Here is a 23,710-nt window from a genome sequence, read left to right as displayed (position 1 = left end):
TGAGGTAAGGCATTATGGCCCTGCCTGTACGATATAGTTCCTAATTTACCGCTATAATAGTATAAAAATGATAAACAGAAACCTTTTGTCGCTGGACAGCGCCCAGCTTAACCGGCTATTTCCGTTCTTTGTCATCGTTGATGCAGATATGAATATAGTTGAACTGGCTGAGCGCCTGGAAGAAATCAGCGGTAACTGTGTTGGTGAACCGATTTTCGATCATTTCGAAGATCTCCATACCGGTAAAGATGATCAATATCCTGATTTGGGAAGCACTGGGATGACGATTAAAAAACAGCCTGTGCGGATAAATGGAAGATGGGAAAAAATCTTTGCTCAAAATTTATTTTTTTTCGCCGGATACGGGCAATCACTCCTTAACACGCCTAAGCCTGCTATAGGAGGTTTAGTAGTTGATAGAGATCAAGATAGCCAAATGGAAAACCTGCCGTTTTCTGTTAACGAACACAGTTATTATAATGTTATCGCAAACATGAAGCTTGGTTTGCTGGAACTGGATATAGAAGAGCAGATTGTTTATGCAAATAACAGCTTTTGTGAAATATCAGGATACGATTTTACAGACATTAAAGGCAGATCAGTCTCAGAATTGTTTAACGGCAAGCTATTCTCGAAAGAGGGTGATGCGATAAGTTATGAAAGCATCAATGCAGAGGTAAGTGAAATCCAGTTTTTGGATGCGAAAGGCGAGCGGAAATGGTGGCTGATATGCAGGACCATAAATTTTAACAATAAAAGTGAAGTAATCGGTTCTCTCCTGGTCAATTTTGAAATTACCCGTAACAAGCAACAGGAACTCGAACTGATCGCTTCAAAATTAGAGGCTGAAAAAGCTGCCAATAGCAAGGACATGTTTCTGGCGAATATGAGCCATGAGATTAGAACGCCTATGAACGCAATCATCAATATGGCTAACCAGCTTTCCAGGACCAACCTTACTGTTGAGCAGGATTACTGCATCCAGACCATACAAACAGCATCAAAGAACTTACTGGTCATTATTGATGATATTTTAGATCTTTCAAAGATTGAAGCCGGTAAAGTGAATCTCGAATATATCGGGCTGAATATTTCCAATGTACTCAGGGAGGTAATTCAGGTGATTATACACAGGGCTGAAAAAAAAGGGTTGGTAATCCATTATCTTCAACCCCACTATGATGATATCGCACCAGTTTTGATAGGAGATCCCTTTAGGATCAGTCAGGTAGTATTAAATTTGTTAAGCAACGCCATAAAATTTACAGACACGGGATTTGTATCCCTTACGGTAAGCCTTCTGGCAGATTTTGATGATGCTCAGGAAATTGAGATTCTGGTGAGGGACACTGGAATAGGAATGGAGCCTGAATTTATTAAACGTCTTTTTGACAACTTCAGCCAGGAGTATGAGTCTGTATCACGCAGGTATGGTGGAACTGGCCTGGGAATGAGTATATCTAAGAAGCTGGTTGCTCAAATGGGTGGATATTTTAATGTTAAGAGTGAAAAGGGGAAGGGTTCTGACATTTCGTTTGTCATCAGGCTGAAGAAAGGTGTTGGGACCGATCTCCCCGTGGAACCAAAATTAGCGCTTAGTGATGACCTGTTTTCAGGCAGGAGGATTCTCATTGTTGACGACAACGAAATGAACAGGCTTGTTGCTTCAACTATACTATTAAACTTTGGTCCTCAGATCATGGTCGCTGAGAGTGGGGAGATCGCTCTTGAGATGGTTGATAGGGAAGATTTTGACCTGATCCTTATGGATATTCAGATGCCAGTTATGAATGGTTACGATACAACACGATTATTAAGGGATGGTGGCTATAACGGGCCTATCATTGCGCTCACAGCCTCTGCAATAAGCGGGGAAAGGGAAAAGTGTATTGCTGCGGGCATGGACGATTATATTACAAAACCGATAAACGAAGAACTTTTTATTACAGTGATCGATAAATGGATGATAAAAAAAGCAGTAGCGCCTGATCAGCCGGAAGCTGTGCTTCCGCTTTACAGTCTGGATGGCCTGTATGTTATAAGTAAGGGGAAGGAGGATTTTGTTACCAAAATGATTCAGCTATTCTGCGATCAGATGCCCGTTACCCTCCGTGATCTAAACTACTCTGTAGAAAATACTGACCTTCCAAATATATCAAAACTGGCACATAAGCTTAAGTCAACCATTGATCACCTTGGTATTATTTCGATTCAGCGTGTAATAAGGGATATTGAATCCTTAAGCGATGAAAACGCTCCGGTTTCAGAACTTATCCCAATGATTGACCAGGTGAATCGTGTCATTGATAGGGTAGTTTTGGATCTCCAAACTGAACTAAAAGGAAGGAATCATGATCTGGCTGATTAACCGTGTGGGACTTATAGCCAATTTTTGACTTTGGGAAATAGGTAGAAAGCCCCTTTTTCTCTGATTATGGTTATTGATTTTGAATTTTGGCGGCTAGAACAATATATGCTGGTCAGTTCTGTACCATCAGCGTTCAATAGACTTAAGATCTAAGCTCAAAGCGTTAAACCGAAACAGGTAATTATACCGATAAAATGGGCTTTATCCCGCCATTTTATCGGTAACACGCTTAACGGCAACGTTTTTAACTGCCTTAACGATGGCATCTTTATCATAGCCACACTCTGCCCAGAGCTCGGGCTGTTCTCCATGGTCAACAAACTTATCAGGGATTCCAAGTCTGACTACCTGTGCGTTATAGTTATTATCGGCCATAAATTCCAATACTGCAGCACCTACCCCTCCTGGTAATGAACCATCTTCAACAGTGATCACATTTTTGTATTTGGAAAATACCTCGTTCAATAAAACTTCATCCAGTGGTTTGACAAAACGTAAATCGTAATGCGCAGGATAAAAACCCTCGCTATTTAATTCTGTACATGCTTCAACAGCAAAATTACCCACGTGGCCAATAGTTAATAGTGCTACGTCTTCCCCGTCACAAATTTTACGGCCTTCACCAATTTCCAATGCTTTGAAAGGTCTCTTCCAATCGGGCATTACCCCATTTCCGCGGGGGTAACGGATTACAAAAGGCCCTATATTTTCTTGTTGAGCTGTAAACATCAGGTTACGAAGCTCTTCTTCATTCATAGGGGAAGAAATGATTAGATTGGGTATACAGCGCATATAGGCGATATCGTAAGCACCATGGTGTGTTGCACCATCGGCACCTGCCAGACCAGCCCTATCCAGACAGAAAACTACGTTTAGTTTCTGGATGGCTACATCGTGGATTACCTGATCGTATGCCCTTTGCATGAAACTTGAATAGATATTGCAGAAAGGAACCAATCCTTGCGTAGCCAGGCCGGCGGAGAAAGTTACCGCATGTTGTTCTGCAATACCTACATCGAATGCGCGTTTCGGCATTGCTTTCATCATAATGTTTAATGATGAGCCGGATGGCATTGCTGGTGTAATGCCTACAATTTTATCGTTAGCCTCAGCCAGTTCTACCATGGTATGCCCGAAAACATCCTGATATTTTGGTGGTTGCGGCTTATCTGGAATGCTTTTTTTGATTTCGCCTGTAATCTTATCGAATAAACCCGGGGCATGCCATTTGGTTTGGTCTTTTTCTGCCAGGGCAAAACCTTTTCCTTTTACTGTAATACAATGTAGAAGTTTAGGCCCCGGAATAGCAGATAAATCTTTTATGGTTTGCGCCAGGCGTGTTACATCGTGCCCGTCAACAGGACCAAAGTACCTGAAGTTTAATGCCTCAAATAAATTACTTTGTTTGAGTAACGTGCCTTTAATACTCTTCTCTATTTTCTTAACGTATTTATGTGCATTTGGGCCAAGCTTAGATAGCCCTGTGAGTACATGAGAAATGTCATCACGAAAACGATTATAAGATTTTGAAATGGTGATACTGGTTAGATATTCTTTAAGTGCACCTACATTCGGATCGATAGACATACAGTTATCATTCAGGATCACAAGCACATTACTGTTTTCGATCCCTGCATGGTTTAATCCTTCAAAAGCTAAACCAGCTGTCATGGCACCATCGCCAATAACGGCCACGTGCTGCCTGTCGGTTTCACCTTTTAATTGTGAAGCCACCGCCATCCCTAAAGCTGCGGAAATGGAAGTAGAAGAGTGGCCTACACCAAAGGTATCGTACTCACTTTCTGAAATTTTCGGAAAACCGCTAATGCCACCATATACTCGGTTGGTATGGAATAAATCTCTGCGGCCAGTTAAGATCTTATGCCCGTATGCCTGATGGCCCACATCCCAGACTAATTTATCGTAAGGGGTATTTAAGGCATAGTGTAAGGCTACGGTTAATTCTACCACACCTAAGCTGGCGCCAAAATGGCCGCCATTAACACTAACTACATCAATAATATATTGTCGTAATTCCTGGCTTATTTGTACTAAGTCAGATTCGCTATATTGCTTTAAATCAGCAGGATAGTTAATTTTAGATAATAGGGGGCCAGCTTTTACTTGCATTCGGAATTTAGGGGAAAAAACAAGATACAAAGTAAGTTAAATTTGTTTTAATATAGAAGAGAAAAATAGCAGTTTGTTATAGCGGGTTAAGCGAGCTGGCGTTTAGCGGCTGGCGCAGCGCGTTGAGGATTGGCCTATGGCATTGAATTAGGGTGGAGCGGTGAGCATTTGGCGAAGTTTGGCTGAGGGTTACGTATAACGTTTAAGTTAGAGGACCTGGAAATTTTCATTATGTTTGTTGCTACATGCAGGCAGAAAATTTTGAAATAAAGCTTCCGGTATTTGAAGGTCCCTTCGATTTGTTGCTGTTCTTTATTGAACGCGATGAACTTAATATACAGGATGTGGAGATTGCGAAGATTACCAACGACTTTTTGGCTTATATTCACCAACTCCTTGCCTTAAATGTAGAAGTAGCGAGCGAATTTATTCTGGTTGCTGCCACCCTGATGCGGATTAAATCTAAAATGTTATTACCGAGGATCGAGTTAGATGAGGTTGGCAACGAAATCAACCCGGAGCAGGACCTTATTGCCAGGCTGATTGCCTATAAGCAGTTTAAATCAGCAGCAGAAGAAATGAAGGTTTATGAAGAGGATCGGTTAAAGCAAAACCAGAGGGGTAACATTACGTATGATCTCACATTGGCTGCCGCTTCATCTACGCATCAGGACGAGCTTTTATCACTGGATTTGTATAAGCTTTTAACCGTTTATCACCGGACCATGCAGAAGTATGAGCTGCGCAGTGAAGAAGTTAAACATACTGTAGTGCAATATCCCTATACCATCGAACAGCAAAAACACTTTATTGCCAACTTGCTTGATATCAATAAACAGATCGATTTTGCCCTCGTGCTTAAAAACTCAGAAAATAAAGTACATTTCGTTTATAATTTCCTGGCCATTTTAGAGATGTTGCAACAGCAAATCTTAGAGATAACCATTGGGAGCGGCTTTAACAACTTTAATGTGAAAGCATTATCCTAAATACGGCCAAAATTAAATTTGAAATCCTTACTTTTGCAAAAAAAATACAAACCTAAATATACAATGACACGCGACAACCAAATTTTTGAACTTATCGATAAAGAATTAAACCGCCAGGAGCATGGTTTAGAGCTTATTGCATCAGAAAATTTTGTAAGCAAGCAGGTAATGGAAGCTGCCGGATCGGTACTGACCAATAAATATGCCGAAGGCTTACCAGGAAAACGTTACTATGGCGGTTGCCAGGTGGTAGATGTGGTAGAGCAGATTGCTATCGATAGGGCAAAAGAATTGTTCGGTGCGGCTTGGGTAAACGTTCAGCCACATTCTGGAGCACAGGCTAATGCGGCAGTAATGCTTGCTGTTCTGCAACCAGGCGATAAAATATTAGGATTTGATCTTTCTCATGGCGGGCACTTAACACATGGTTCGCCAGTTAACTTTTCGGGTAAATTATATCAGCCATTATTTTATGGTGTTGAAAAAGAAACCGGACTCATTGATTATAAAAAATTAGAGGAAGTTGCTTTAGCCGAAAAACCAAAACTGATTATCTGCGGAGCCTCTGCCTACTCACGTGAGTGGGACTATGCTTTTATCCGTGCAGTAGCTGATAAAATTGGTGCTTTGGTTTTAGCTGATATTTCTCACCCGGCAGGTTTAATCGCAAAAGGATTGTTAGCGAACCCACTTCCACACTGCCATATTGTAACCACTACAACCCACAAAACTTTACGTGGACCACGTGGCGGTATGATTATGATGGGCCAGGATTTCGAAAATCCATGGGGATTAAAAACGCCTAAAGGCGAAATCCGTTTAATGAGCAACTTGCTCGATATGGCGGTTTTTCCTGGTACACAAGGTGGTCCGTTGGAGCATATTATTGCCGCTAAAGCAATTGCCTTTGGCGAAGCTTTAAGTGAAGAGTACGGAACATACATTAAACAGGTAGCTGCTAATGCACAGGCAATGGCTAAAGCATTTGTAGCAAAAGGTTATGGCATTATTTCAGGTGGTACAGATAACCATTTAATGTTAATTGATTTGCGCAATAAAAACATCACCGGTAAAGTCGCCGAAAATGCTTTAGAGAAAGCGGAAATCACCGTGAATAAAAACATGGTGCCTTTTGATGATAAATCTCCGTTCGTAACTTCCGGTATCCGTGTGGGTACTGCTGCCATCACTACCCGAGGTTTAAAAGAAGCCGAAATGGAACAGATTGTTGAATTAATCGACAGGGTTTTAACTAATCCGGAAGATGAAGTTAACCTAAATACAGTGAAAGCTGAAGTGATTAAATTGGTGAGTGCATTTCCACTTTATAAATAGGAAAGGTAATTCGATTTAGTACTGGTATACAAAAAGCAGTTACATTAATTTGTAGCTGCTTTTTTGATTAAATAAAAAGATCTTTAGCGCTTAATGCTTTAAAACAAACGTTTGTTTATATATTTATCCCAAATTAATTAGACATAAATTATGTGTGGAATAGTGGGCTATATTGGCTATAGAGAAGCCTGGCCAATTGTACTTAAAGGCCTTAAAAGATTAGAATACCGCGGTTATGATAGTGCGGGTATTGCATTAATGAATGAAAGCGGAGAGCATATTTATAAAAAAGCCGGTAAAGTAGCAGTTTTAGAAGAGTTTGCTAAAGACCAGGATAAGTCTGGTACTATTGGTATGGGCCATACCCGTTGGGCAACCCATGGTGTTCCTTCTGACCGTAACTCCCATCCGCATACTTCGAACAACGGTAAATTATCAATTATACACAATGGCATTATAGAAAACTATGCTACTTTAAAAGAAGAACTGATTAACCGCGGGCACGAATTTAAAAGCGATACCGATACGGAGGTACTCATTCATCTCGTAGAAGAAATTCAGGAAATTGAAAATATAGATCTTTTGGAAGCCGTTCGTTTGGCTTTGAAGGAAGTGATTGGCGCCTACGCCATCGTGATTATGGATCAGGATCATCCTGATCGTTTAATTGCAGCCAGAAAAGGCAGTCCGATGGTAATTGGTGTGGGGCAGGGAGAATACTTTATCGCTTCTGATGCTACGCCAATTATCGAATACACCAGGAATGTTATCTATCTGAATGATAATGAAATTGCGCTGATCACCAAAGATGATCTTTTGGTTAAAAGATTGGATAATGTGGTACAAACGCCATTAATCCAGGAGCTGCAGTTAAAGTTAGAAATGCTGGAGAAAGGTGGCTTCGATCATTTTATGCTCAAGGAAATTTATGAGCAGCCGCGTTCGATTAAAGATTGTATGCGAGGTCGTATTTATCCTGAAGAAGGGAAAGTTCAGCTTGGCGGGATTAAAGAATTTGCAGAGAAATTAAAAAATATAGATCGCATCATCATTGTGGCCTGTGGAACATCGTGGCATGCAGGTTTGGTTGGCGAATACCTGATTGAAGAATACGCCCGTATTCCTGTTGAAGTTGAATACGCTTCAGAATTCAGGTATAGAAATCCGATTATTACTGAAAAAGATGTGGTAATTGCCATTTCACAGTCTGGAGAAACGGCCGATACCATGGCGGCTATAGAGATGGCTAAAGAACGTGGGGCAACTATTTTCGGAATTTGTAATGTTGCTGGTGCTTCAATTCCGCGTTTAACGCATGCGGGCGTTTATACTCACGCCGGACCAGAAATCGGTGTAGCTTCTACAAAGGCATTTACTGCACAGGTAACGGTTTTAACTTTGATGGCCTTTTATATGGCGCAACAAAAAGGAACCATTACTACTTCAAAGCTAATCGAACTTTTAACCGAGCTCGATAATATTCCTGAAAAGATTCAGATTGCTTTAGAATCGAATGAACTGATTAAGGAAGTAGCAGAAAAGATTAAAGATTCTACCAACTGTTTGTTTTTAGGTAGAGGAAGTGGCTTCCCTGTAGCTTTAGAAGGAGCGTTAAAACTTAAAGAAATTTCCTATATCCATGCAGAAGGATATCCTGCTGCAGAGATGAAACACGGTCCTATTGCTTTAATTGATGAAGAGATGCCTGTAGTTTTTATCGCTACGCAGAATTCATCATACGAAAAAGTGATCAGCAATATACAGGAAGTAAAAGCAAGGAAAGGTAAAGTGATTGCTATTGTAACCCAAGGCGATACCGAGGTGAAAAAAATGGCTGATTACTGTATTGAAATTCCTGATGCCAATGAAGCCTTTTTACCTCTCTTGGCCACAATTCCACTTCAGTTATTGTCGTATCATATTGCGGTAATGCGTGGTTGTAATGTAGACCAGCCAAGAAACCTGGCAAAATCAGTAACTGTAGAATAATTTACAACACAACGAATAGATCAAGCAGCTGCATTAATTTGTAGCTGCTTTTTTGATTGTAGAAGTATTTAATGCTGAATTGTTAACTAAGCCCGATCCGATAGCTATCAGATGAATGGATGCCGTTTTGAGCTATATATTTTTGATCTCAGTAAATTAAAAACGGCAGAGGAAAAGCGGGGCTGAATGCCGCCATTTGTGCCGATGCTAAATTCTAAAGAAATAAATATGATTGATGGAGATCGTTGCCAAAAAAGAGACTTAAATCTGGATTCGGTAATTTAATATTGATTTTGAGCTATTGTATGACATTTTGTTCGAACAGTCGTCACCCTGAATTTATTTCATGTTCTGTTTTGCATGAAAGATGCTGAAATAAATTCAGCATGACGATAGCGTGTGGTAATCCTATAATCTTAAAATCCTGGTGAAAAGTAAAGGGCCGATATTCTTTAGAAGAAATATCGACCCTTACCATCTAAATTAACGCTCTCATATACATAAACGAGATTTCCCTACGATTGGTTTTAAAAAAATAAAAAAAAGTTGTTATTTCTCGTAACTACCTAAGGTTGAGGGGTAAAATCTGGTATTGCCTTTGATGTCTTTATTAAGATAAACGGTAAAATAAGGATCGGTACTCAAATCAGCGCCTTTCTTTCTGGCTAAACTGTTCGCCGAGAGTTCAAAATTTTCCATTTCCTGGTTGATGAATAAGGGATCAATATTCAAAATATTGCCGTTACTGTTATAAGTACTGTTGGTGCACCGGATTAAATTACTCCACACATTGAGTTGCACCATGGCAGAAGTTTTCTTTTGGATATCAAGTTCATTAGTTAAACTTCCCCAAATGATGTTATTGGTTAAATTGATTTGAAGTTTATTGTACGCATTTGCTGCTAAGTAATCTGAAAAGCTCAATGAGGCAGTTTTACGCGGAAAGTTTAAGTTGTAACCAACCAAGGTATTCTGTTTCAAATTATAATTCCCTCCCCCAACTCCATATATCAAATAATTTCCGCAGTTATACATCACATTATTAAATGCGAGCAGTTCTGAGTGATAGCCGATATAAGCTGCCACCTGCATGTTTTTGATGATACTGTTGCTTAAAATTAATTTGGGGTTATTGTTAACAGATAAAGAATCGGAGGTAATGCCAACAGATGCATTTTTAATGATCGCATTTTTAATCAGTCCATGTCCGGTGCGTTTTAAGAAAATTCCTTTCCATTGCCCGGGCTCATCGCTATAAATTCTTTCAAGCCTGTCGCTGCAAAATAATACAGGCTCAGTAAAGTCGCCATTAACGATCAGATTTCCTTCTATGTTTAAATTGGCATCCTTATGGAAATAAATTTTAGTTCCGGGCTGGATTGTTAATGAAGCCCCACTCTTAATGGTTAATGATCCATTAATAATATAGGGTAAAGCTTTTGTCCAGATGGTATTCGTATTAACCGTAGATTCATTTATAAATACGGCATTTTGTCCGTAAGCTAGGAGCTGAATAACCTGTTTATTCCCATTTGTATTTAACAGGATAGAATCTTGAACAAGAAAGGGTAGATTGGTTGAATTTGGATTGATCGAAACCTTGACAAAAAGATTTATAGAATCCTGACCGTTTATGATGAGATCATTTTTATGCTGCGTTTGCTCTCCGTTAATGTTGATACTAAAAGCAGAAGTATTCCCTCCGGATAATCTGATTTCGGATACTTTAACCGCATCATTATTTTTGTTTACAATCTTTATTCTTCTGGTTGTTGAGCCTACAGAAGTAAAAATGGTATCAAATAATACCTCTTTACTGGAGATATTTAGTTTAGCATTCGGATCTGTGGTGATACGCTCTGCTTTCCGGCAAGCTAAACCAAAGAATGAAATTAAAATCACCAAACCAATATTTAAACGCATAAATCAAACTTAGAAAATTGTTTCGCTACTTACAATAGTACTTAAACCATATAGTGGTAATTATTCTGCGAAGGCAAGTGCTGCTATGCTCACTTTTGTTGCTCCTGTAGTTAAGAGTACATTTGCGCAGGCCTCAAGCGTTGCCCCAGTGGTAATTACATCATCAACCAGTAAAATATGTTTGCCGGTTATATCCTCAGGAGAATTTACCTTAAACACACCTATCATATTTTCGTAACGGTTATACCTGCTTTTTTTAGTTTGGCTCTCGGTAGAAGTATTCCGGATAAGGTGGTCCTCGCTAATGCCAATCCCCATCTGCGTCGCAATTCCTTCTGCAATAAAGGTACTTTGGTTATATCCTCTTGACTTATGTTTTTTACGATGTAAAGGAACCGGAATAACCAGATCAATATCCTGGTAAAGTGCTGCGGTTTTTAGCTTTTCTCCCAGCATATTGCCTAACAATACGCCAACATCTGTTCTGCCGTTATATTTTAAGTTGTGTATCAAGTTCTGAACCTTCGCTCCTTTTTTAAAATATAACATGGCCATTGCAGCATGAAGTGGTAAGCGGCCCCATAGTTGCTTAGCAACCCTATTATCTGCATATTGATGATAGTCGGTAAAAGGCAGATCGTATAAGCATTTTAAACAGATCAGCTGTTCGTGGCGAAATAAAGAACGGCCGCATGCATTGCATAAATTTGGAAACAGCAGTCCAAACAAATCAGAAGTCCATTGTCTAACCCGAAGCATCTAACTAATTTATAAAATATTTACGAGGAATACTATGTTTTTAAGGCTAGGATAAAATATAGTTAACTAGTTTTTTAGCAAAGCAGTTGTTTTGCTACTATATAAGCATGTTACGAAGTTTTCAGGTGGCGTGTGCGCCGGGAACTCATAAGTCTTCAGATCGCAGATTTCAAAAACCTGCGAGGTTTATAAGTAGGCTTAAACACCTTTTGCTTCAAAAAGTTTTAACTATAGTAATTTTTTTTCCTGCTGAAAACCATTCACTTACGTCAAAGCCTGCACTATTCTGTAAAAAACCTTTGGCGTTATAGAGAATTTTCCTACTTTTGCATCCCGCTTCGGAGGAAGGGATTTGGTTGAAAAGGTGTTATAGAGAGAGAGGAGAGCAGGATTTATTTTAAAATAAATATTGCGGGAGAGAAAAAGATTGTTACCTTTGCAGCCCGGTTCGGAAGAACGGAAAGCCAGTTAAACCTGGCGTATTGAAAAGCAAACAAGGAAAGAAGAAGGCTTAAAAAATAAAATTTATTTTATTTGTGATTTCGGAAAAGATCCTTACCTTTGCACTCCCAACCGAAAGGAAGGGTAAAAAAATCGGAACGGCGGATGCCGGAAAGATAGAAAAAAGATTGAAACAAATGGAAACACGTTTAAGACGAACACGACTTGAACGAACAGAAGTTTGAAGATATATAAATGACCGGCCGTGAGGTTTACCAGGTCAATAAGTTCTTAAAAGAGATGTCAATGTAGCGTAGCGAGGTAATGGAGTACCGATCAAAGTACATGATTACGTAGCTTTATTTTAAAGGTGGTGTCTAACAGACAACATAAAAAAAGAAGACTATTTTTAACAATAGTTAAAACTGGTCAGCATCTTACAACACATTTTACAATGGAGAGTTTGATCCTGGCTCAGGATGAACGCTAGCGGCAGGCCTAATACATGCAAGTCGAACGATATTTTCCAGCTTGCTGGAAGAGAAAGTGGCGCACGGGTGCGTAACGCGTATGCAACCTACCTTTATCAGGGGGATAGCCCGGAGAAATCCGGATTAACACCGCATAAAAACACAGGATAGCATTATCCAATGTTCAAATATTTATAGGATAAAGATGGGCATGCGTGTCATTAGCTAGTTGGCGGGGTAACGGCCCACCAAGGCGACGATGACTAGGGGATCTGAGAGGATGACCCCCCACACTGGTACTGAGACACGGACCAGACTCCTACGGGAGGCAGCAGTAAGGAATATTGGTCAATGGAGGCAACTCTGAACCAGCCATGCCGCGTGCAGGAAGACTGCCCTATGGGTTGTAAACTGCTTTTATCCGGGAATAAACCTCTTTACGAGTAGAGAGCTGAATGTACCGGAAGAATAAGGATCGGCTAACTCCGTGCCAGCAGCCGCGGTAATACGGAGGATCCAAGCGTTATCCGGATTTATTGGGTTTAAAGGGTGCGTAGGCGGCCTGTTAAGTCAGGGGTGAAAGACGGTAGCTCAACTATCGCAGTGCCCTTGATACTGATGGGCTTGAATGGACTAGAGGTAGGCGGAATGAGACAAGTAGCGGTGAAATGCATAGATATGTCTCAGAACACCGATTGCGAAGGCAGCTTACTATGGTCTTATTGACGCTGAGGCACGAAAGCGTGGGGATCAAACAGGATTAGATACCCTGGTAGTCCACGCCCTAAACGATGAACACTCGCTGTTGGCGATACACAGTCAGCGGCTAAGCGAAAGCGTTAAGTGTTCCACCTGGGGAGTACGCTCGCAAGAGTGAAACTCAAAGGAATTGACGGGGGCCCGCACAAGCGGAGGAGCATGTGGTTTAATTCGATGATACGCGAGGAACCTTACCCGGGCTTGAAAGTTAGTGAATGATTTAGAGATAGATCAGTCCGCAAGGACACGAAACTAGGTGCTGCATGGCTGTCGTCAGCTCGTGCCGTGAGGTGTTGGGTTAAGTCCCGCAACGAGCGCAACCCCTATGTTTAGTTGCCAGCATGTAATGGTGGGGACTCTAAACAGACTGCCTGTGCAAACAGAGAGGAAGGAGGGGACGACGTCAAGTCATCATGGCCCTTACGTCCGGGGCTACACACGTGCTACAATGGATGGTACAGAGGGCAGCTACATAGCAATATGATGCGAATCTCACAAAGCCATTCACAGTTCGGATTGGGGTCTGCAACTCGACCCCATGAAGTTGGATTCGCTAGTAATCGCGTATCAGCAATGACGCGGTGAATACGTTCCCGGGCCTTGTACACACCGCCCGTCAAGCCATGGAAGTTGGGGGTACCTAAAGTATGTAACCGTAAGGAGCGTCCTAGGGTAAAACCGATAACTGGGGCTAAGTCGTAACAAGGTAGCCGTACCGGAAGGTGCGGCTGGAATACCTCCTTTCTGGAGTAGACTCACCTACTCGCCACGCAACATGATATTTCTAATTAAGGTATATGGTAATAAGGTATAAGGCTTAAGGTCTTGATACTGGATACTAAATACTTTAAAAGCACAAGAGAAAAAAGAAACACCCAGAAGAAAACGGTGGGCTACTATAAAGGTAAGCTTAACGGAGACAAGAAGGGGAAGCCAAAGGAAGCAGTAGCGGTAAGATACTATATACTGCAAACTATTGCTTACCTGAAATCAAGAAGTCCCGTAGCTCAGCCTGGTTAGAGCACTACACTGATAATGTAGGGGTCTCCAGTTCAAATCTGGACGGGACTACCATTGAAGTTGGGAGTAAAGAGAAAAGAGCCTGGGAGTTATGAATACTCCAGACTAATGACTCCAAACTCAAAACTGATACTCTGGGGGATTAGCTCAGCTGGCTAGAGCGCCTGCCTTGCACGCAGGAGGTCAACGGTTCGACTCCGTTATTCTCCACCATTGAGGTTGAGGGTCAGAAGGTAGAAGGCAAAGAGGTAAACTTTAAGCCGGTACATAGACCACAACAGAATAAATACCTTATTATCGGGATAGATAATATACATTGACATAAAGATTAAGAAAAGAAGAAACGCCAGGGGGCACATATATAGATATAATAATATCGAAATATGAAACGGTTCGAGACCGCAGTTTTTTACTAACGAAGCTGAAACGAAGCTTAGGTTGGGGACAATGAAACCCTCCGCCTTTATACCTTCGGCCTTCAGCCTCAGTAAAGTTCTTTGACATATTGGAAGAAGTTAAAAAAGAAGAGCAAACAACAATAGGCGACTGTTGTGTTTGTGCTCTCCCGACTTTACGTTGGGAATGAGACATCATAACAAGAGCAAAAAAGCATACCTTGCGGCGCAAAAGGCGCAAGAGTAGAAGAAAGTAATAAAGAGTACACGGGGGATGCCTTGGCTCTCAGAGGCGATGAAGGACGTGATAAGCTGCGATAAGCTTCGGGTATTTGCAAATAGGAATTGATCCGAAGATTTCCGAATGGGGCAACCCGGCATGTTGAAGACATGTCACATATAATGAGCAAACCTGCCGAACTGAAACATCTAAGTAAGCAGAGGAAGAGAAAATAACAATGATTTCCTAAGTAGTGGCGAGCGAAAGGGAAAGAGCCCAAACCTACTTTGTTACGGCAAAGTGGGGGTTGTAGGACTGCAACATGGCATTAGCAAACAGAAGTGGAATGGGATGGGAAGCCCAGCGATACACGGTGATAGCCCGGTACACGTATAGAATGCTAGCCTAGCAGTATCCTGAGTACCGCGAGGTCGGAGACGCCTTGTGGGAATCTGCCGGCACCATCCGGTAAGGCTAAATACTCCTGAGAGACCGATAGTGAACCAGTACCGTGAGGGAAAGGTGAAAAGAACCCCGAACAGGGGAGTGAAATAGAACCTGAAACCGTGTACTTACAAGCGGTCGGAGCGTCCAGGTGGCGTGACGGCGTGCCTTTTGCATAATGAGCCTACGAGTTACTCTTCTCTGGCAAGGTTAAGTGCTTCAGGCACGGATCCGAAGCGAAAGCGAGTCTGAATAGGGCGTATAGTCAGAGGAGGTAGACGCGAAACCTTGTGATCTACCCATGGACAGGTTGAAGGTGCGGTAACACGTACTGGAGGACCGAACCGATAAACGTTGAAAAGTTTCCGGATGATCTGTGGGTAGGGGTGAAAGGCTAATCAAACTGGGAAATAGCTCGTACTCCCCGAAATGTTTTTAGGAACAGCGTCGACGTTGAGTTATATAGAGGTAGAGCTACTGATTGGGTGCGGGGGAGTCAAATCCTACCAAATCCAGACAAACTCCGAATGCTATATAATATAGTCGGCAGTGAGGCGCGGGGTGCTAAGGTCACGCGCCGAGAGGGAAAGAACCCAGACCATCAGCTAAGGTCCCCAAGTTACAGTTAAGTTGAACTAACGAGGTCCGATTGCACAGACAGCTAGGATGTTGGCTTGGAAGCAGCCATTCATTTAAAGAGTGCGTAACAGCTCACTAGTCGAGCGATCGGGCATGGATAATAAACGGGCATTAAACTGTACACCGAAGCTATGGGATTGAAATATATCGGTAGGGGAGCATTCTATCGGCAGCGAAGGTACCTGGTAATGGGTGCTGGAGCTTATAGAAAAGCAAATGTAGGCATAAGTAACGATAAGGCGGGCGAGAAACCCGCCCACCGAAAGGATAAGGTTTCCTGATCAACGCTAATCGGATCAGGGTTAGTCGGGACCTAAGGAGAACCCGAAGGGGAAATTCGATGGACAACGGGTTAATATTCCCGTACTTTTTATAACTGCGATGTGGGGACGGAGTAGTGACACTGCCGCGATCTGACGGAATAGATCGTTAAAGGCTGTAGGTATTAGAACGGTAGGCAAATCCGCCGATCTAGCTGAACGCTGATAGTACCGCAAGCCTTCGGGTGAGTGGATAGTGCAGGTAATCAGACTTCCAAGAAAAACCGCTAAGCTTCAGGTTATAAAAACCCGTACCGCAAACCGACACAGGTATCCGGGAAGAGGATTCTAAGGTGCTCGAGTGAATCATGGCTAAGGAACTCGGCAAAATGGCCCTGTAACTTCGGGAGAAGGGGCGCTGGCAGTAATGTCAGCCGCAGTGAAAAGGCCCAGGCGACTGTTTAACAAAAACACATGGCTTTGCAAAATCGAAAGATGAGGTATAAGGCCTGACACCTGCCCGGTGCTGGAAGGTTAAGAGGGGATGTCATCGTAAGAGAAGCATTGAATCGAAGCCCCAGTAAACGGCGGCCGTAACTATAACGGTCCTAAGGTAGCGAAATTCCTTGTCGGGTAAGTTCCGACCTGCACGAATGGTGTAACGATCTGGGCGCTGTCTCAGCCATGAGCTCGGTGAAATTGTGGTCCCGGTGAAGACGCCGGGTACCCGCAACGGGACGGAAAGACCCCATGCACCTTCACTACAATTTAACATTGACATTGGATACAGGATGTGTAGGATAGGTGGGAGGCTTTGAAGCGGCGTCGCTAGGCGTCGTGGAGCCAACGTTGAAATACCACCCTTTCTGTATTCGGTGTCTAATCCCTCTAAGGGGGAGACATTGTTTGATGGGTAGTTTGACTGGGGTGGTCGCCTCCAAAAAGGTAACGGAGGCTTTCAAAGGTAAGCTCAGTACGCTTGGTAACCGTACGCGGAGTGCAATAGCATAAGCTTGCTTGACTGTGAGACAGACAAGTCGATCAGGGTCGAAAGACGGATATAGTGATCCGGTGGTTCTGCATGGAAGGGCCATCGCTCAAAGGATAAAAGGTACGCTGGGGATAACAGGCTGATCTCCCCCAAGAGCTCATATCGACGGGGAGGTTTGGCACCTCGATGTCGGCTCGTCACATCCTGGGGCTGGAGAAGGTCCCAAGGGTTCGGCTGTTCGCCGATTAAAGTGGCACGCGAGCTGGGTTCAGAACGTCGCGAGACAGTTCGGTCCCTATCTGTTGTGGGCGTAGGAATTTTGAGTGGGGCTGACCTTAGTACGAGAGGACCGGGTTGGACCAGCCTCTAGTGAATCTGTTGTTCCGCCAGGGGCATTGCAGAGTAGCTACGCTGGGAATAGATAAGCGCTGAAAGCATCTAAGTGCGAAACTAGCCACGAGATGAGAATTCCATATAGGACCGTAGCAGACTACTACGTTGATAGGCTACAGATGTAAAGCTGGCGACAGCACAGTCGAGTAGTACTAATCATCCGAAGCTTTCAAAGCAAACAGACTGTTGTTTGTTCTTCAAACTAACTTCTTTCAATAATATGTCATTTAAGGCTGGAAGGCCGAAGGTAGAAAGGCGGAAGGTATAACCCTCCCACCCTAAAACCCTCCTCCCTTTAACCTTAATTAAAAATATTCAGGTGCCTATATCGGTGGTGTCCACCTCTTCCCATTCCGAACAGAGAAGTTAAGCCCACCAGAGCCGATGGTACTGCGGTAACACGTGGGAGAGTAGGTCGGTGCCAGATCTTAAAAGAAACCCTTTAGCAGAAATGTTGAAGGGTTTTCTTGTTATATACAAGGCCTTGTGTTTAAGGTCAGCGAAATTTAAATACTGAAATCGATATACATTAAGGCTGGAAGGCCGACGGTAGAAAGGCGGAAGGTATAACCCTCCCTCCCTAAAACCCTCCTTCCTTCAACCTTAATTAAAAACATTCAGGTGCCTATATCGGTGGTGTCCACCTCTTCCCATTCCGAACAGAGAAGTTAAGCCCACCAGAGCCGATGGTACTGCGGTAACACGTGGGAGAGTAGGTCGGTGCCAGATCTTAAAAAGAAACCCTTCAGCAGAAATGTTGAAGGGTTTTCTTCGTTTTAAAGGCTTTTTGAAATATATTATTAGCTTCCATTTGATTAACAGTTCTTGATTATTCTCACCATTAAGGAGTGAAGAAGGGTTAAGGTATGGGCGCTATTCTTAATGTCCTTAATCCCTTAATGGTAAAGGGAGCCATAAACTTTTTCTCAACATTAAAGAGTTAAGCAAAGTTAAGGGTTTGTTCCCGCAGATCACGCTGATCTCCTCAGAGGCATTCATCCATCCGTTTCAATCTTACCTGTTTTTCTTCTGTCAAGGGTTAAATAGCCCTGATGGGAGTGAGCACGGAGCCAATTCTTCATGGGCGGAGTAAAACGGACAGCAGGACCGAACCCAACCTAAATGCACAGGAAACCGCGCTTCAAAAAATGAAAGAGATTGTATTAAGAATGTTGTAGTAGATGGCTTAAGCGTTCGCTTCTTCCTTAACGGCCAATTGCCCGCAAGCGGCATCGATGTCTTTGCCACGACTACGGCGAATATTGGTATTAATACCCTGGCTTTTCAAATAATTTGAAAATGCATCAATTTTATCCCCTTCCGCATTGGTGAAATCGGCGAAAGAAATGGGGTTATATTCGATCAGGTTTACTTTACAAGGAATATGTTTGCAGAATTTGGCCAAATCCATTGCATCAGAGATTTCATCATTAAAATGATTAAAAACAATGTATTCGTAGGTTACCGGATTCTTCGTTTTTGCAAAATAGTATTTAAGTGCATCTGCCAATGCTTTTAATGAGTTGGCTTCATTAATGGGCATGATTTCATTACGCTTTTTATCATCAGCAGCATGTAGGGATAATGCAAGATTAAATTTTGCGCCATCATCGCCCAGTTTTTTGATCATCTTTGCAATGCCCGCGGTAGAAACCGTAATGCGTTTATAGCTCATGTTTAGGCCATCCGGAGCTGTAATACGCTCGATAGACTTCAATACATTTGCATAATTTAACAAAGGCTCTCCCATTCCCATATACACTATATTGGTAAGTGGATTGTTATAATTCTGCTTCGCTTGTTTATCAATCAGTACAACCTGGTCATAAATCTCATCCGCATTTAAATTACGCTTACGGTCCATGTAGCCGGTGGCACAGAATTTACAGGTTAAACTACAGCCCACCTGCGAACTCACACAAGCAGTCATGCGGTCTTCTAAAGGAATGAGCACCCCCTCTACAATATTACCATCTGCTAACCTGAAAGTATTTTTAATGGTATGGTCGTTACTGAATTGGGAGTTGTTAACCTGAACGGCATTGATAGCAAAAGTTTCGTCCAATACCTTACGAAGGTCTTTAGATAAATTACTCATTTGCTCGAAACTCGTAGCCGATTTTTCCCAAAGCCACTGGTAAATCTGCTTGGCCCTAAATGCAGGCTGTTGCATTGCTACAAGGTGTTGTTGCAATTGGGGAAGATCTAATGCACGGATATCGGTTTTTTTTGCTGTTACCATTTGTTGCAAAGGTACTTAAAAAAGGTGTAAGGCAGAAAGGTAGAAGTTGAGGGTGCTTGTAAGAGGCCAAATTTTACAATTAATTAGCTTTATCTTCCTCTGCCTCTTGAGTTTGACTTGCTGATTGCCTTACCTTTAGCAGGTCTGGAATTTCTGTTCCCCGCATTGCTTTTTCCTGTTGGTTTTGCTCCGGAATGACCTGCGCTCTTTTTTCCTATTGATTTTGGGCCAGACGGCTTTGGTTTAAACGTTTTTTTTGTTTGCTCTTCTCTAAGTTCAGGGATTTCCTCCCAGGTATTTGTTTTTTTCCTGGTAGTGCTTTTTGTTTTGGGTTTAGCTTCAGAAGATGAGTTTTCGACACTTTTGGTAATGGCTTTCATCTCTTCTTCGGTAAGTTCCCTAAATTCTCCCGTGGGGATACCTTTAAGGCTGATATTCATGATGCGTGTACGCTCGAGTTTTGTCACTTCGTAACCAAAATGCTCGCACATTCTTCTTATTTGCCTGTTTAATCCTTGAATTAAGATAATATTGAAAACAAAAGTGCTGATCTGCCTTACCTTGCATTTACGTGTATTCACACCTAAGATTGGAACTCCATTACTCATCTCGAAAATAAAATCTTCAGTGATGGGCTTATTAACCGTAACTACATATTCCTTTTCGTGTTTATTCCCTGCCCTTAAAATTTTGTTAACGATATCGCCATTATTGGTGAGGAAGATCAGACCTGACGAATCTTTGTCCAACCGGCCAATGGGAAATATTCTTTCACTGTGGTTAATGTAATCGACAATATTATCGCGTACGCTGCCTTCAGTAGTACTGGTAATGCCAACAGGCTTGTTAAAAGCCAGCAGGATGAAATTACTTTCTTCTTTAGGTTCGATGTTATGGCCGTTTACCATCACTTTATCGCCTGCAAAAACCTGATCGCCAACCTTAGCCCTTTTTCCATTGATAAAAACAGTGCCCTTTTCAATATAGCGGTCAGCTTCACGGCGTGAACATAATCCGCTTTCGCTGATGAATTTATTTAAACGGGTGGCAGAATTATTATTCATGCTGCAATTTTACGGAAATAAATTGTGTTATCCATTCTCAACAGTAGCAACAAATGCATGAACAGTACTTTTAAGCTTTGTTAAAGTTTCGTGATCTGTAATTTCTGCATTATGATTAATTTTAGCTTTTGCAAAGGGAATGAGCTGTGAAGATATTTTAGCCTCAAGTACGGTTAAAATATCTATTATGGATTGATAGGCTTTTTCACCCTGTGTAGAAGCAACAAGCACTAAAACGGATTTATCAGAAAACGATGCGGCACTTACCGTCCAATCGAGCAGGTTTTTTAATGAACCGGGTAGCCCCATAGCATATTCAGGTGTAGAAATGATGATGCCATCTGCTTCCTGGATGGTTTTACGAAGATCATAAACAACCTTTGGTGGATCTGCTAAATCCAGATCAGGGTTGAAATGTGGAACATCTGCAATAGTTGGGAAGATGGAGACCTCAAAATCTTTCCCTAGAAGCTGGCTAATAGCCGAAATATAAAGTCCGTTGGTTGATGAAGTTTTGGTGCTGCCTGAAATCGCAAATATTTTTTTCATTGCTAAAAATAGCAAAGTGCAGCTAAAGTATGAAGTGGACCTGGTAATTCGATGGTCATTTCAAATGAACCCATTGAAACGCAACAAGTTTCAACAGCTGATCGATGATAATGCTGATTCAATAGCTTTAATATTCAAGCCCAATGGCCTTAATTTAAAGGCTTTTAACTACAGATCTGCACAGATAAACACGGATTTTTATATCTGTGTTTATCCTTTTTACCTGTGGTTAATGTGTTGGGCGCTTAAATAACGACATCGATTTATGCCTGTACGGAAATGACGATTATCTTTATAAACTAAAAACTATGATCATCAGCACTTGGGCCATAACTTCCCGGAATTGGAATATTCAATAACCTTAAATAAACACCCAATTGTGCCCGGTGATGAGAAGTTTGGTTTAAAGAGTGGCGGATGGTTTCGTATTTAGAATAATCGGCCAAAACCTGTTTACCCATACTGAGTACCCAACGCCCGTTTAAATTATCTTCGGTAGCTTTTTCTAAATCGGCCTTTCCGGCTGCATAATTTTTCTCCAAAATTTTAACCAGGTCACCAGCATTTTCTACATGAGGTTCTGTGTAAGGTTCGGTTTCAAAATCCAGTCCATCGGTATTTAGAGCCAATGAAACCCAGCGTGGAAGGTCGGCAATATGAACCGCAAGCGATTTCATTTTCATACTTTTTTCGTGCGGTGCCCAGTCAAATTTATCTGCCGGTACAATGGCCAGGAATTTTTTCGTGGTATTGAATTCGTCTGCCAACTCTTTCAATAATAATTTAATAATGTCCATATTTTTCTGTTTTGTTTTTTCTACTGTGTGTAACTCCATAAGTAATAAATCGGCGATGCTCATGATTTTTGATGTTTGTTTACACAAAGAAAATACAGACTACTGACAACCCTATGGCAGTGTGAAAAAATAATTTAATTGAGAAATGTTTTATTCAAAAAAGTGTATTTTTGTAGTAATGACGACGTTAACCGTAAATATCGAAAACAAGAAATCTGAAAAAGCTGTAAAGGCTGTGCTTGATGCCTTGGGCTTGAACTACGAGGTTGTATCTAATATTAAAGCAAAAGAAAGAACACCAAATAGACCTGAACAGGCAATCTATAAGCGCCTAAAAGAATCTCTTGAACAAATCAATCTTCATCACGAAGGAAAAATAGAATTACGAGATGCCAAAGATTTTTTAGATGAGCTTTAAGGTTAAAACGGTTCCTAATTTTGAAAGGGAAGTTAAACGAATCTTTAAGAAACATCGCGGCATAAAATCTGATTTATTAAAACTCATTAATGATTTAGAAGTAAATCCTGAATTGGGAGCTCATCTAAGCCAGAACATTTATAAAATCCGATTATCCATTTCTGGTACGAATAAGGGTAAATCTGGCGGTGCAAGGGTTATAATTTATGTCGTTGTCCTTGATAAAATAGTTTATCTTGCCGAAATATACCTCAAAAGCGACCATTCAACCGTAAATATTGAAGATGTGATACAACGTTTGAAAGATGCAGGAATTTTTGATTCTTAATAATTTACCGGCAGTAGATGCATATAATCGCTTAATGGAATATGTTGCGTTTTTTTGAAAGGAATACCCAAATTTTTGAGGCAGATAATCCGCGTGAGGTTAAAATCGCGGTATTGGTTTCGGTAATGGCACCAGGCAATGAGGTGCCAGCTAAATGCGTAAAAAATTAATCCGATCGGTTCTACCTCTCTTTTGCTTACCTCCTCCTTATTATTTTTATAATCAAGTGCAATAAGGTATTTTTCGGCGATGGCGTGCTGAATAAGGGACAGGTATTCAAAGTTGAAACTCAATCTTTCAGGAATCTGCAGTTTGATATGCTGGTTTAAAGTTTCGAGTTTTTCTTTTTGACTTGTTTTTAATACTGCTTTTACCTTGGTTAGTGCAGAAGAGTAATGCGTACGGATGGAGTTATCCGCAAAACCATTTACCAAACTTTCTACCAATAATAAAGCATTGGCTTCATCCATATTAAAGGAAACCGGTGGCAAAAAATAGCCTTGCACGAGATAATAACCTTTATGTTGCTCAAAACTTACGGGTATTCCCTGCTCGCAAAGCGCTTTAATATCGCGGTAAACCGTACGTATGCTCATGTTAAATCTTTCTGCAATTTTTTCTGCAGTAATATATTTTTTGGATTGGAGTAAAGTCAGGATTCCAAAAAGTCGGTCGATACGGTTCATGTTTGGTTTTTTTAGGCGATGATAAAATTAAAGCTTTTTAACCAATTTTCTTATGGTACGTTATTTGTAAAAGATAAACAGATACCAATTCTAAACGATAA

The 23,710-nt window shown here is 41.5% G+C and carries 15 protein-coding genes, 2 tRNA genes and 4 rRNA genes; 12 read left to right on the top strand and 9 right to left on the bottom strand.

Translation table 11 applies throughout. The annotated features are described in order from the left end of the window. Positions 1–115 precede the first annotated feature (115 nt). The gene (locus tag FFJ24_RS26545) at positions 116–340 is read right to left on the bottom strand and encodes a hypothetical protein (protein WP_246862661.1); all 225 of its coding nucleotides are present in this window, start codon (positions 338–340) and stop codon (positions 116–118) included. Between the two features lie 96 nt (positions 341–436). On the opposite strand from FFJ24_RS26545, the gene FFJ24_RS19620 reads away from it, so the two are divergent. After that, positions 437–2,368 carry a PAS domain-containing hybrid sensor histidine kinase/response regulator gene (locus FFJ24_RS19620; protein WP_246862660.1) on the top strand — a complete coding sequence of 644 codons (1,932 nt, stop codon included), beginning with the start codon at positions 437–439 and terminating at the stop codon, positions 2,366–2,368. A gap of 201 nt (positions 2,369–2,569) precedes the next feature. Here the strand turns inward: FFJ24_RS19620 and dxs are convergent, their stop codons facing one another. Beyond that, entirely contained in the window at positions 2,570–4,498 is a 1,929-nt protein-coding gene (dxs, locus tag FFJ24_RS19615) for a 1-deoxy-D-xylulose-5-phosphate synthase (protein WP_138818855.1), read from the bottom strand. Between the two features lie 245 nt (positions 4,499–4,743). On the opposite strand from dxs, the gene FFJ24_RS19610 reads away from it, so the two are divergent. From FFJ24_RS19610 to glmS, 3 genes are all read left to right on the top strand, one after another. After that, on the top strand, positions 4,744–5,487 hold the full coding sequence (locus tag FFJ24_RS19610; RefSeq protein ID WP_138818854.1) for a ScpA family protein: 744 nt from the start codon (positions 4,744–4,746) through the stop codon (positions 5,485–5,487). A gap of 63 nt (positions 5,488–5,550) precedes the next feature. Further along, the gene (gene glyA, locus FFJ24_RS19605) at positions 5,551–6,822 is read left to right on the top strand and encodes a serine hydroxymethyltransferase (protein WP_138818853.1); all 1,272 of its coding nucleotides are present in this window, start codon (positions 5,551–5,553) and stop codon (positions 6,820–6,822) included. Between the two features lie 150 nt (positions 6,823–6,972). Next, the gene (gene glmS / locus FFJ24_RS19600; RefSeq protein ID WP_138818852.1) at positions 6,973–8,811 is read left to right on the top strand and encodes a glutamine--fructose-6-phosphate transaminase (isomerizing); all 1,839 of its coding nucleotides are present in this window, start codon (positions 6,973–6,975) and stop codon (positions 8,809–8,811) included. A gap of 549 nt (positions 8,812–9,360) precedes the next feature. Here glmS and FFJ24_RS19595 read toward each other — a convergent pair. Next, entirely contained in the window at positions 9,361–10,734 is a 1,374-nt protein-coding gene (locus tag FFJ24_RS19595; protein WP_138818851.1) for a hypothetical protein, read from the bottom strand. A gap of 60 nt (positions 10,735–10,794) precedes the next feature. Beyond that, positions 10,795–11,493 (bottom strand): ComF family protein, encoded by a 699-nt coding sequence (locus FFJ24_RS19590; RefSeq protein WP_138818850.1) that lies wholly within the window; start codon positions 11,491–11,493, stop codon positions 10,795–10,797. Between the two features lie 892 nt (positions 11,494–12,385). Between FFJ24_RS19590 and FFJ24_RS19585 the strand changes: the two genes are divergently transcribed. From FFJ24_RS19585 to rrf (FFJ24_RS19560), 6 genes are all read left to right on the top strand, one after another. Further along, positions 12,386–13,907 (top strand): 16S ribosomal RNA (locus tag FFJ24_RS19585). 252 nt (positions 13,908–14,159) lie between these two features. Next, positions 14,160–14,237 (top strand) — tRNA-Ile (locus tag FFJ24_RS19580). Between the two features lie 82 nt (positions 14,238–14,319). Continuing rightward, positions 14,320–14,396 (top strand) — tRNA-Ala (locus tag FFJ24_RS19575). A 429-nt stretch (positions 14,397–14,825) separates the two neighbouring features. Beyond that, a 23S ribosomal RNA gene (locus FFJ24_RS19570) occupies positions 14,826–17,700 on the top strand. A gap of 140 nt (positions 17,701–17,840) precedes the next feature. Continuing rightward, positions 17,841–17,952 (top strand): 5S ribosomal RNA (rrf, locus tag FFJ24_RS19565). Positions 17,953–18,142: 190 nt separating this feature from the next. Next, positions 18,143–18,254 (top strand): 5S ribosomal RNA (gene rrf / locus FFJ24_RS19560). Together the 16S, 23S and 5S rRNA genes with 2 tRNA genes alongside form the textbook arrangement of a ribosomal RNA operon. 457 nt (positions 18,255–18,711) lie before the next feature. Here the strand turns inward: rrf (FFJ24_RS19560) and rlmN are convergent. From rlmN to FFJ24_RS19540, 4 genes are all read right to left on the bottom strand, one after another. Further along, positions 18,712–19,767 (bottom strand): 23S rRNA (adenine(2503)-C(2))-methyltransferase RlmN, encoded by a 1,056-nt coding sequence (rlmN, locus tag FFJ24_RS19555; protein ID WP_138818849.1) that lies wholly within the window; start codon positions 19,765–19,767, stop codon positions 18,712–18,714. Between the two features lie 89 nt (positions 19,768–19,856). Further along, on the bottom strand, positions 19,857–20,831 hold the full coding sequence (gene rluF / locus FFJ24_RS19550; protein WP_138818848.1) for a 23S rRNA pseudouridine(2604) synthase RluF: 975 nt from the start codon (positions 20,829–20,831) through the stop codon (positions 19,857–19,859). Positions 20,832–20,858: 27 nt separating this feature from the next. After that, positions 20,859–21,380 (bottom strand): NADPH-dependent FMN reductase, encoded by a 522-nt coding sequence (locus tag FFJ24_RS19545; protein ID WP_138818847.1) that lies wholly within the window; start codon positions 21,378–21,380, stop codon positions 20,859–20,861. Between the two features lie 299 nt (positions 21,381–21,679). Beyond that, positions 21,680–22,177: a DinB family protein gene (locus FFJ24_RS19540; protein WP_138818846.1), complete on the bottom strand. Its 498-nt coding sequence runs from the start codon at positions 22,175–22,177 to the stop codon at positions 21,680–21,682. A 145-nt stretch (positions 22,178–22,322) separates the two neighbouring features. On the opposite strand from FFJ24_RS19540, the gene FFJ24_RS19535 reads away from it, so the two are divergent. Next, entirely contained in the window at positions 22,323–22,595 is a 273-nt protein-coding gene (locus tag FFJ24_RS19535) for a hypothetical protein (RefSeq protein ID WP_138818845.1), read from the top strand. Then, positions 22,585–22,923: a type II toxin-antitoxin system RelE/ParE family toxin gene (locus tag FFJ24_RS19530; RefSeq protein ID WP_138818844.1), complete on the top strand. Its 339-nt coding sequence runs from the start codon at positions 22,585–22,587 to the stop codon at positions 22,921–22,923. The genes FFJ24_RS19535 and FFJ24_RS19530 overlap by 11 nt, the downstream gene beginning before the upstream one ends. Here the strand turns inward: FFJ24_RS19530 and FFJ24_RS19525 are convergent. After that, complete coding sequence (locus tag FFJ24_RS19525; RefSeq protein ID WP_138818843.1) at positions 22,920–23,609, bottom strand: YafY family protein; 690 nt, start codon at positions 23,607–23,609, stop codon at positions 22,920–22,922. The two genes, FFJ24_RS19530 and FFJ24_RS19525, sit on opposite strands and share 4 nt — an antisense overlap. Positions 23,610–23,710: the final 101 nt, after the last annotated feature.

It is taken from the genome of Pedobacter sp. KBS0701, from assembly GCF_005938645.2.
Lineage (GTDB): Bacteria > Bacteroidota > Bacteroidia > Sphingobacteriales > Sphingobacteriaceae > Pedobacter.
This window is presented reverse-complemented; position numbering and strand designations above follow the sequence as displayed.

Excerpts from the sequence above, each read along its gene's own strand:
- FFJ24_RS19530 (WP_138818844.1), top strand. The coding sequence starts at position 22,585 with ATGAGCTTTAAGGTTAAAACGGTTCCTAATTTTGAAAGGGAAGTTAAA.
- FFJ24_RS19545 (WP_138818847.1), bottom strand. The coding sequence starts at position 21,380 with ATGAAAAAAATATTTGCGATTTCAGGCAGCACCAAAACTTCATCAACC.
- glmS (WP_138818852.1), top strand. The coding sequence starts at position 6,973 with ATGTGTGGAATAGTGGGCTATATTGGCTATAGAGAAGCCTGGCCAATT.
- glyA (WP_138818853.1), top strand. The coding sequence starts at position 5,551 with ATGACACGCGACAACCAAATTTTTGAACTTATCGATAAAGAATTAAAC.
- dxs (WP_138818855.1), bottom strand. The coding sequence starts at position 4,498 with ATGCAAGTAAAAGCTGGCCCCCTATTATCTAAAATTAACTATCCTGCT.
- FFJ24_RS19620 (WP_246862660.1), top strand. The coding sequence starts at position 437 with ATGGAAAACCTGCCGTTTTCTGTTAACGAACACAGTTATTATAATGTT.
- FFJ24_RS19535 (WP_138818845.1), top strand. The coding sequence starts at position 22,323 with ATGTTTTATTCAAAAAAGTGTATTTTTGTAGTAATGACGACGTTAACC.
- FFJ24_RS19525 (WP_138818843.1), bottom strand. The coding sequence starts at position 23,609 with ATGAACCGTATCGACCGACTTTTTGGAATCCTGACTTTACTCCAATCC.
- rlmN (WP_138818849.1), bottom strand. The coding sequence starts at position 19,767 with ATGGTAACAGCAAAAAAAACCGATATCCGTGCATTAGATCTTCCCCAA.
- FFJ24_RS19590 (WP_138818850.1), bottom strand. The coding sequence starts at position 11,493 with ATGCTTCGGGTTAGACAATGGACTTCTGATTTGTTTGGACTGCTGTTT.
- FFJ24_RS19610 (WP_138818854.1), top strand. The coding sequence starts at position 4,744 with ATGCAGGCAGAAAATTTTGAAATAAAGCTTCCGGTATTTGAAGGTCCC.
- FFJ24_RS19540 (WP_138818846.1), bottom strand. The coding sequence starts at position 22,177 with ATGGACATTATTAAATTATTATTGAAAGAGTTGGCAGACGAATTCAAT.
- FFJ24_RS19595 (WP_138818851.1), bottom strand. The coding sequence starts at position 10,734 with ATGCGTTTAAATATTGGTTTGGTGATTTTAATTTCATTCTTTGGTTTA.
- rluF (WP_138818848.1), bottom strand. The coding sequence starts at position 20,831 with ATGAATAATAATTCTGCCACCCGTTTAAATAAATTCATCAGCGAAAGC.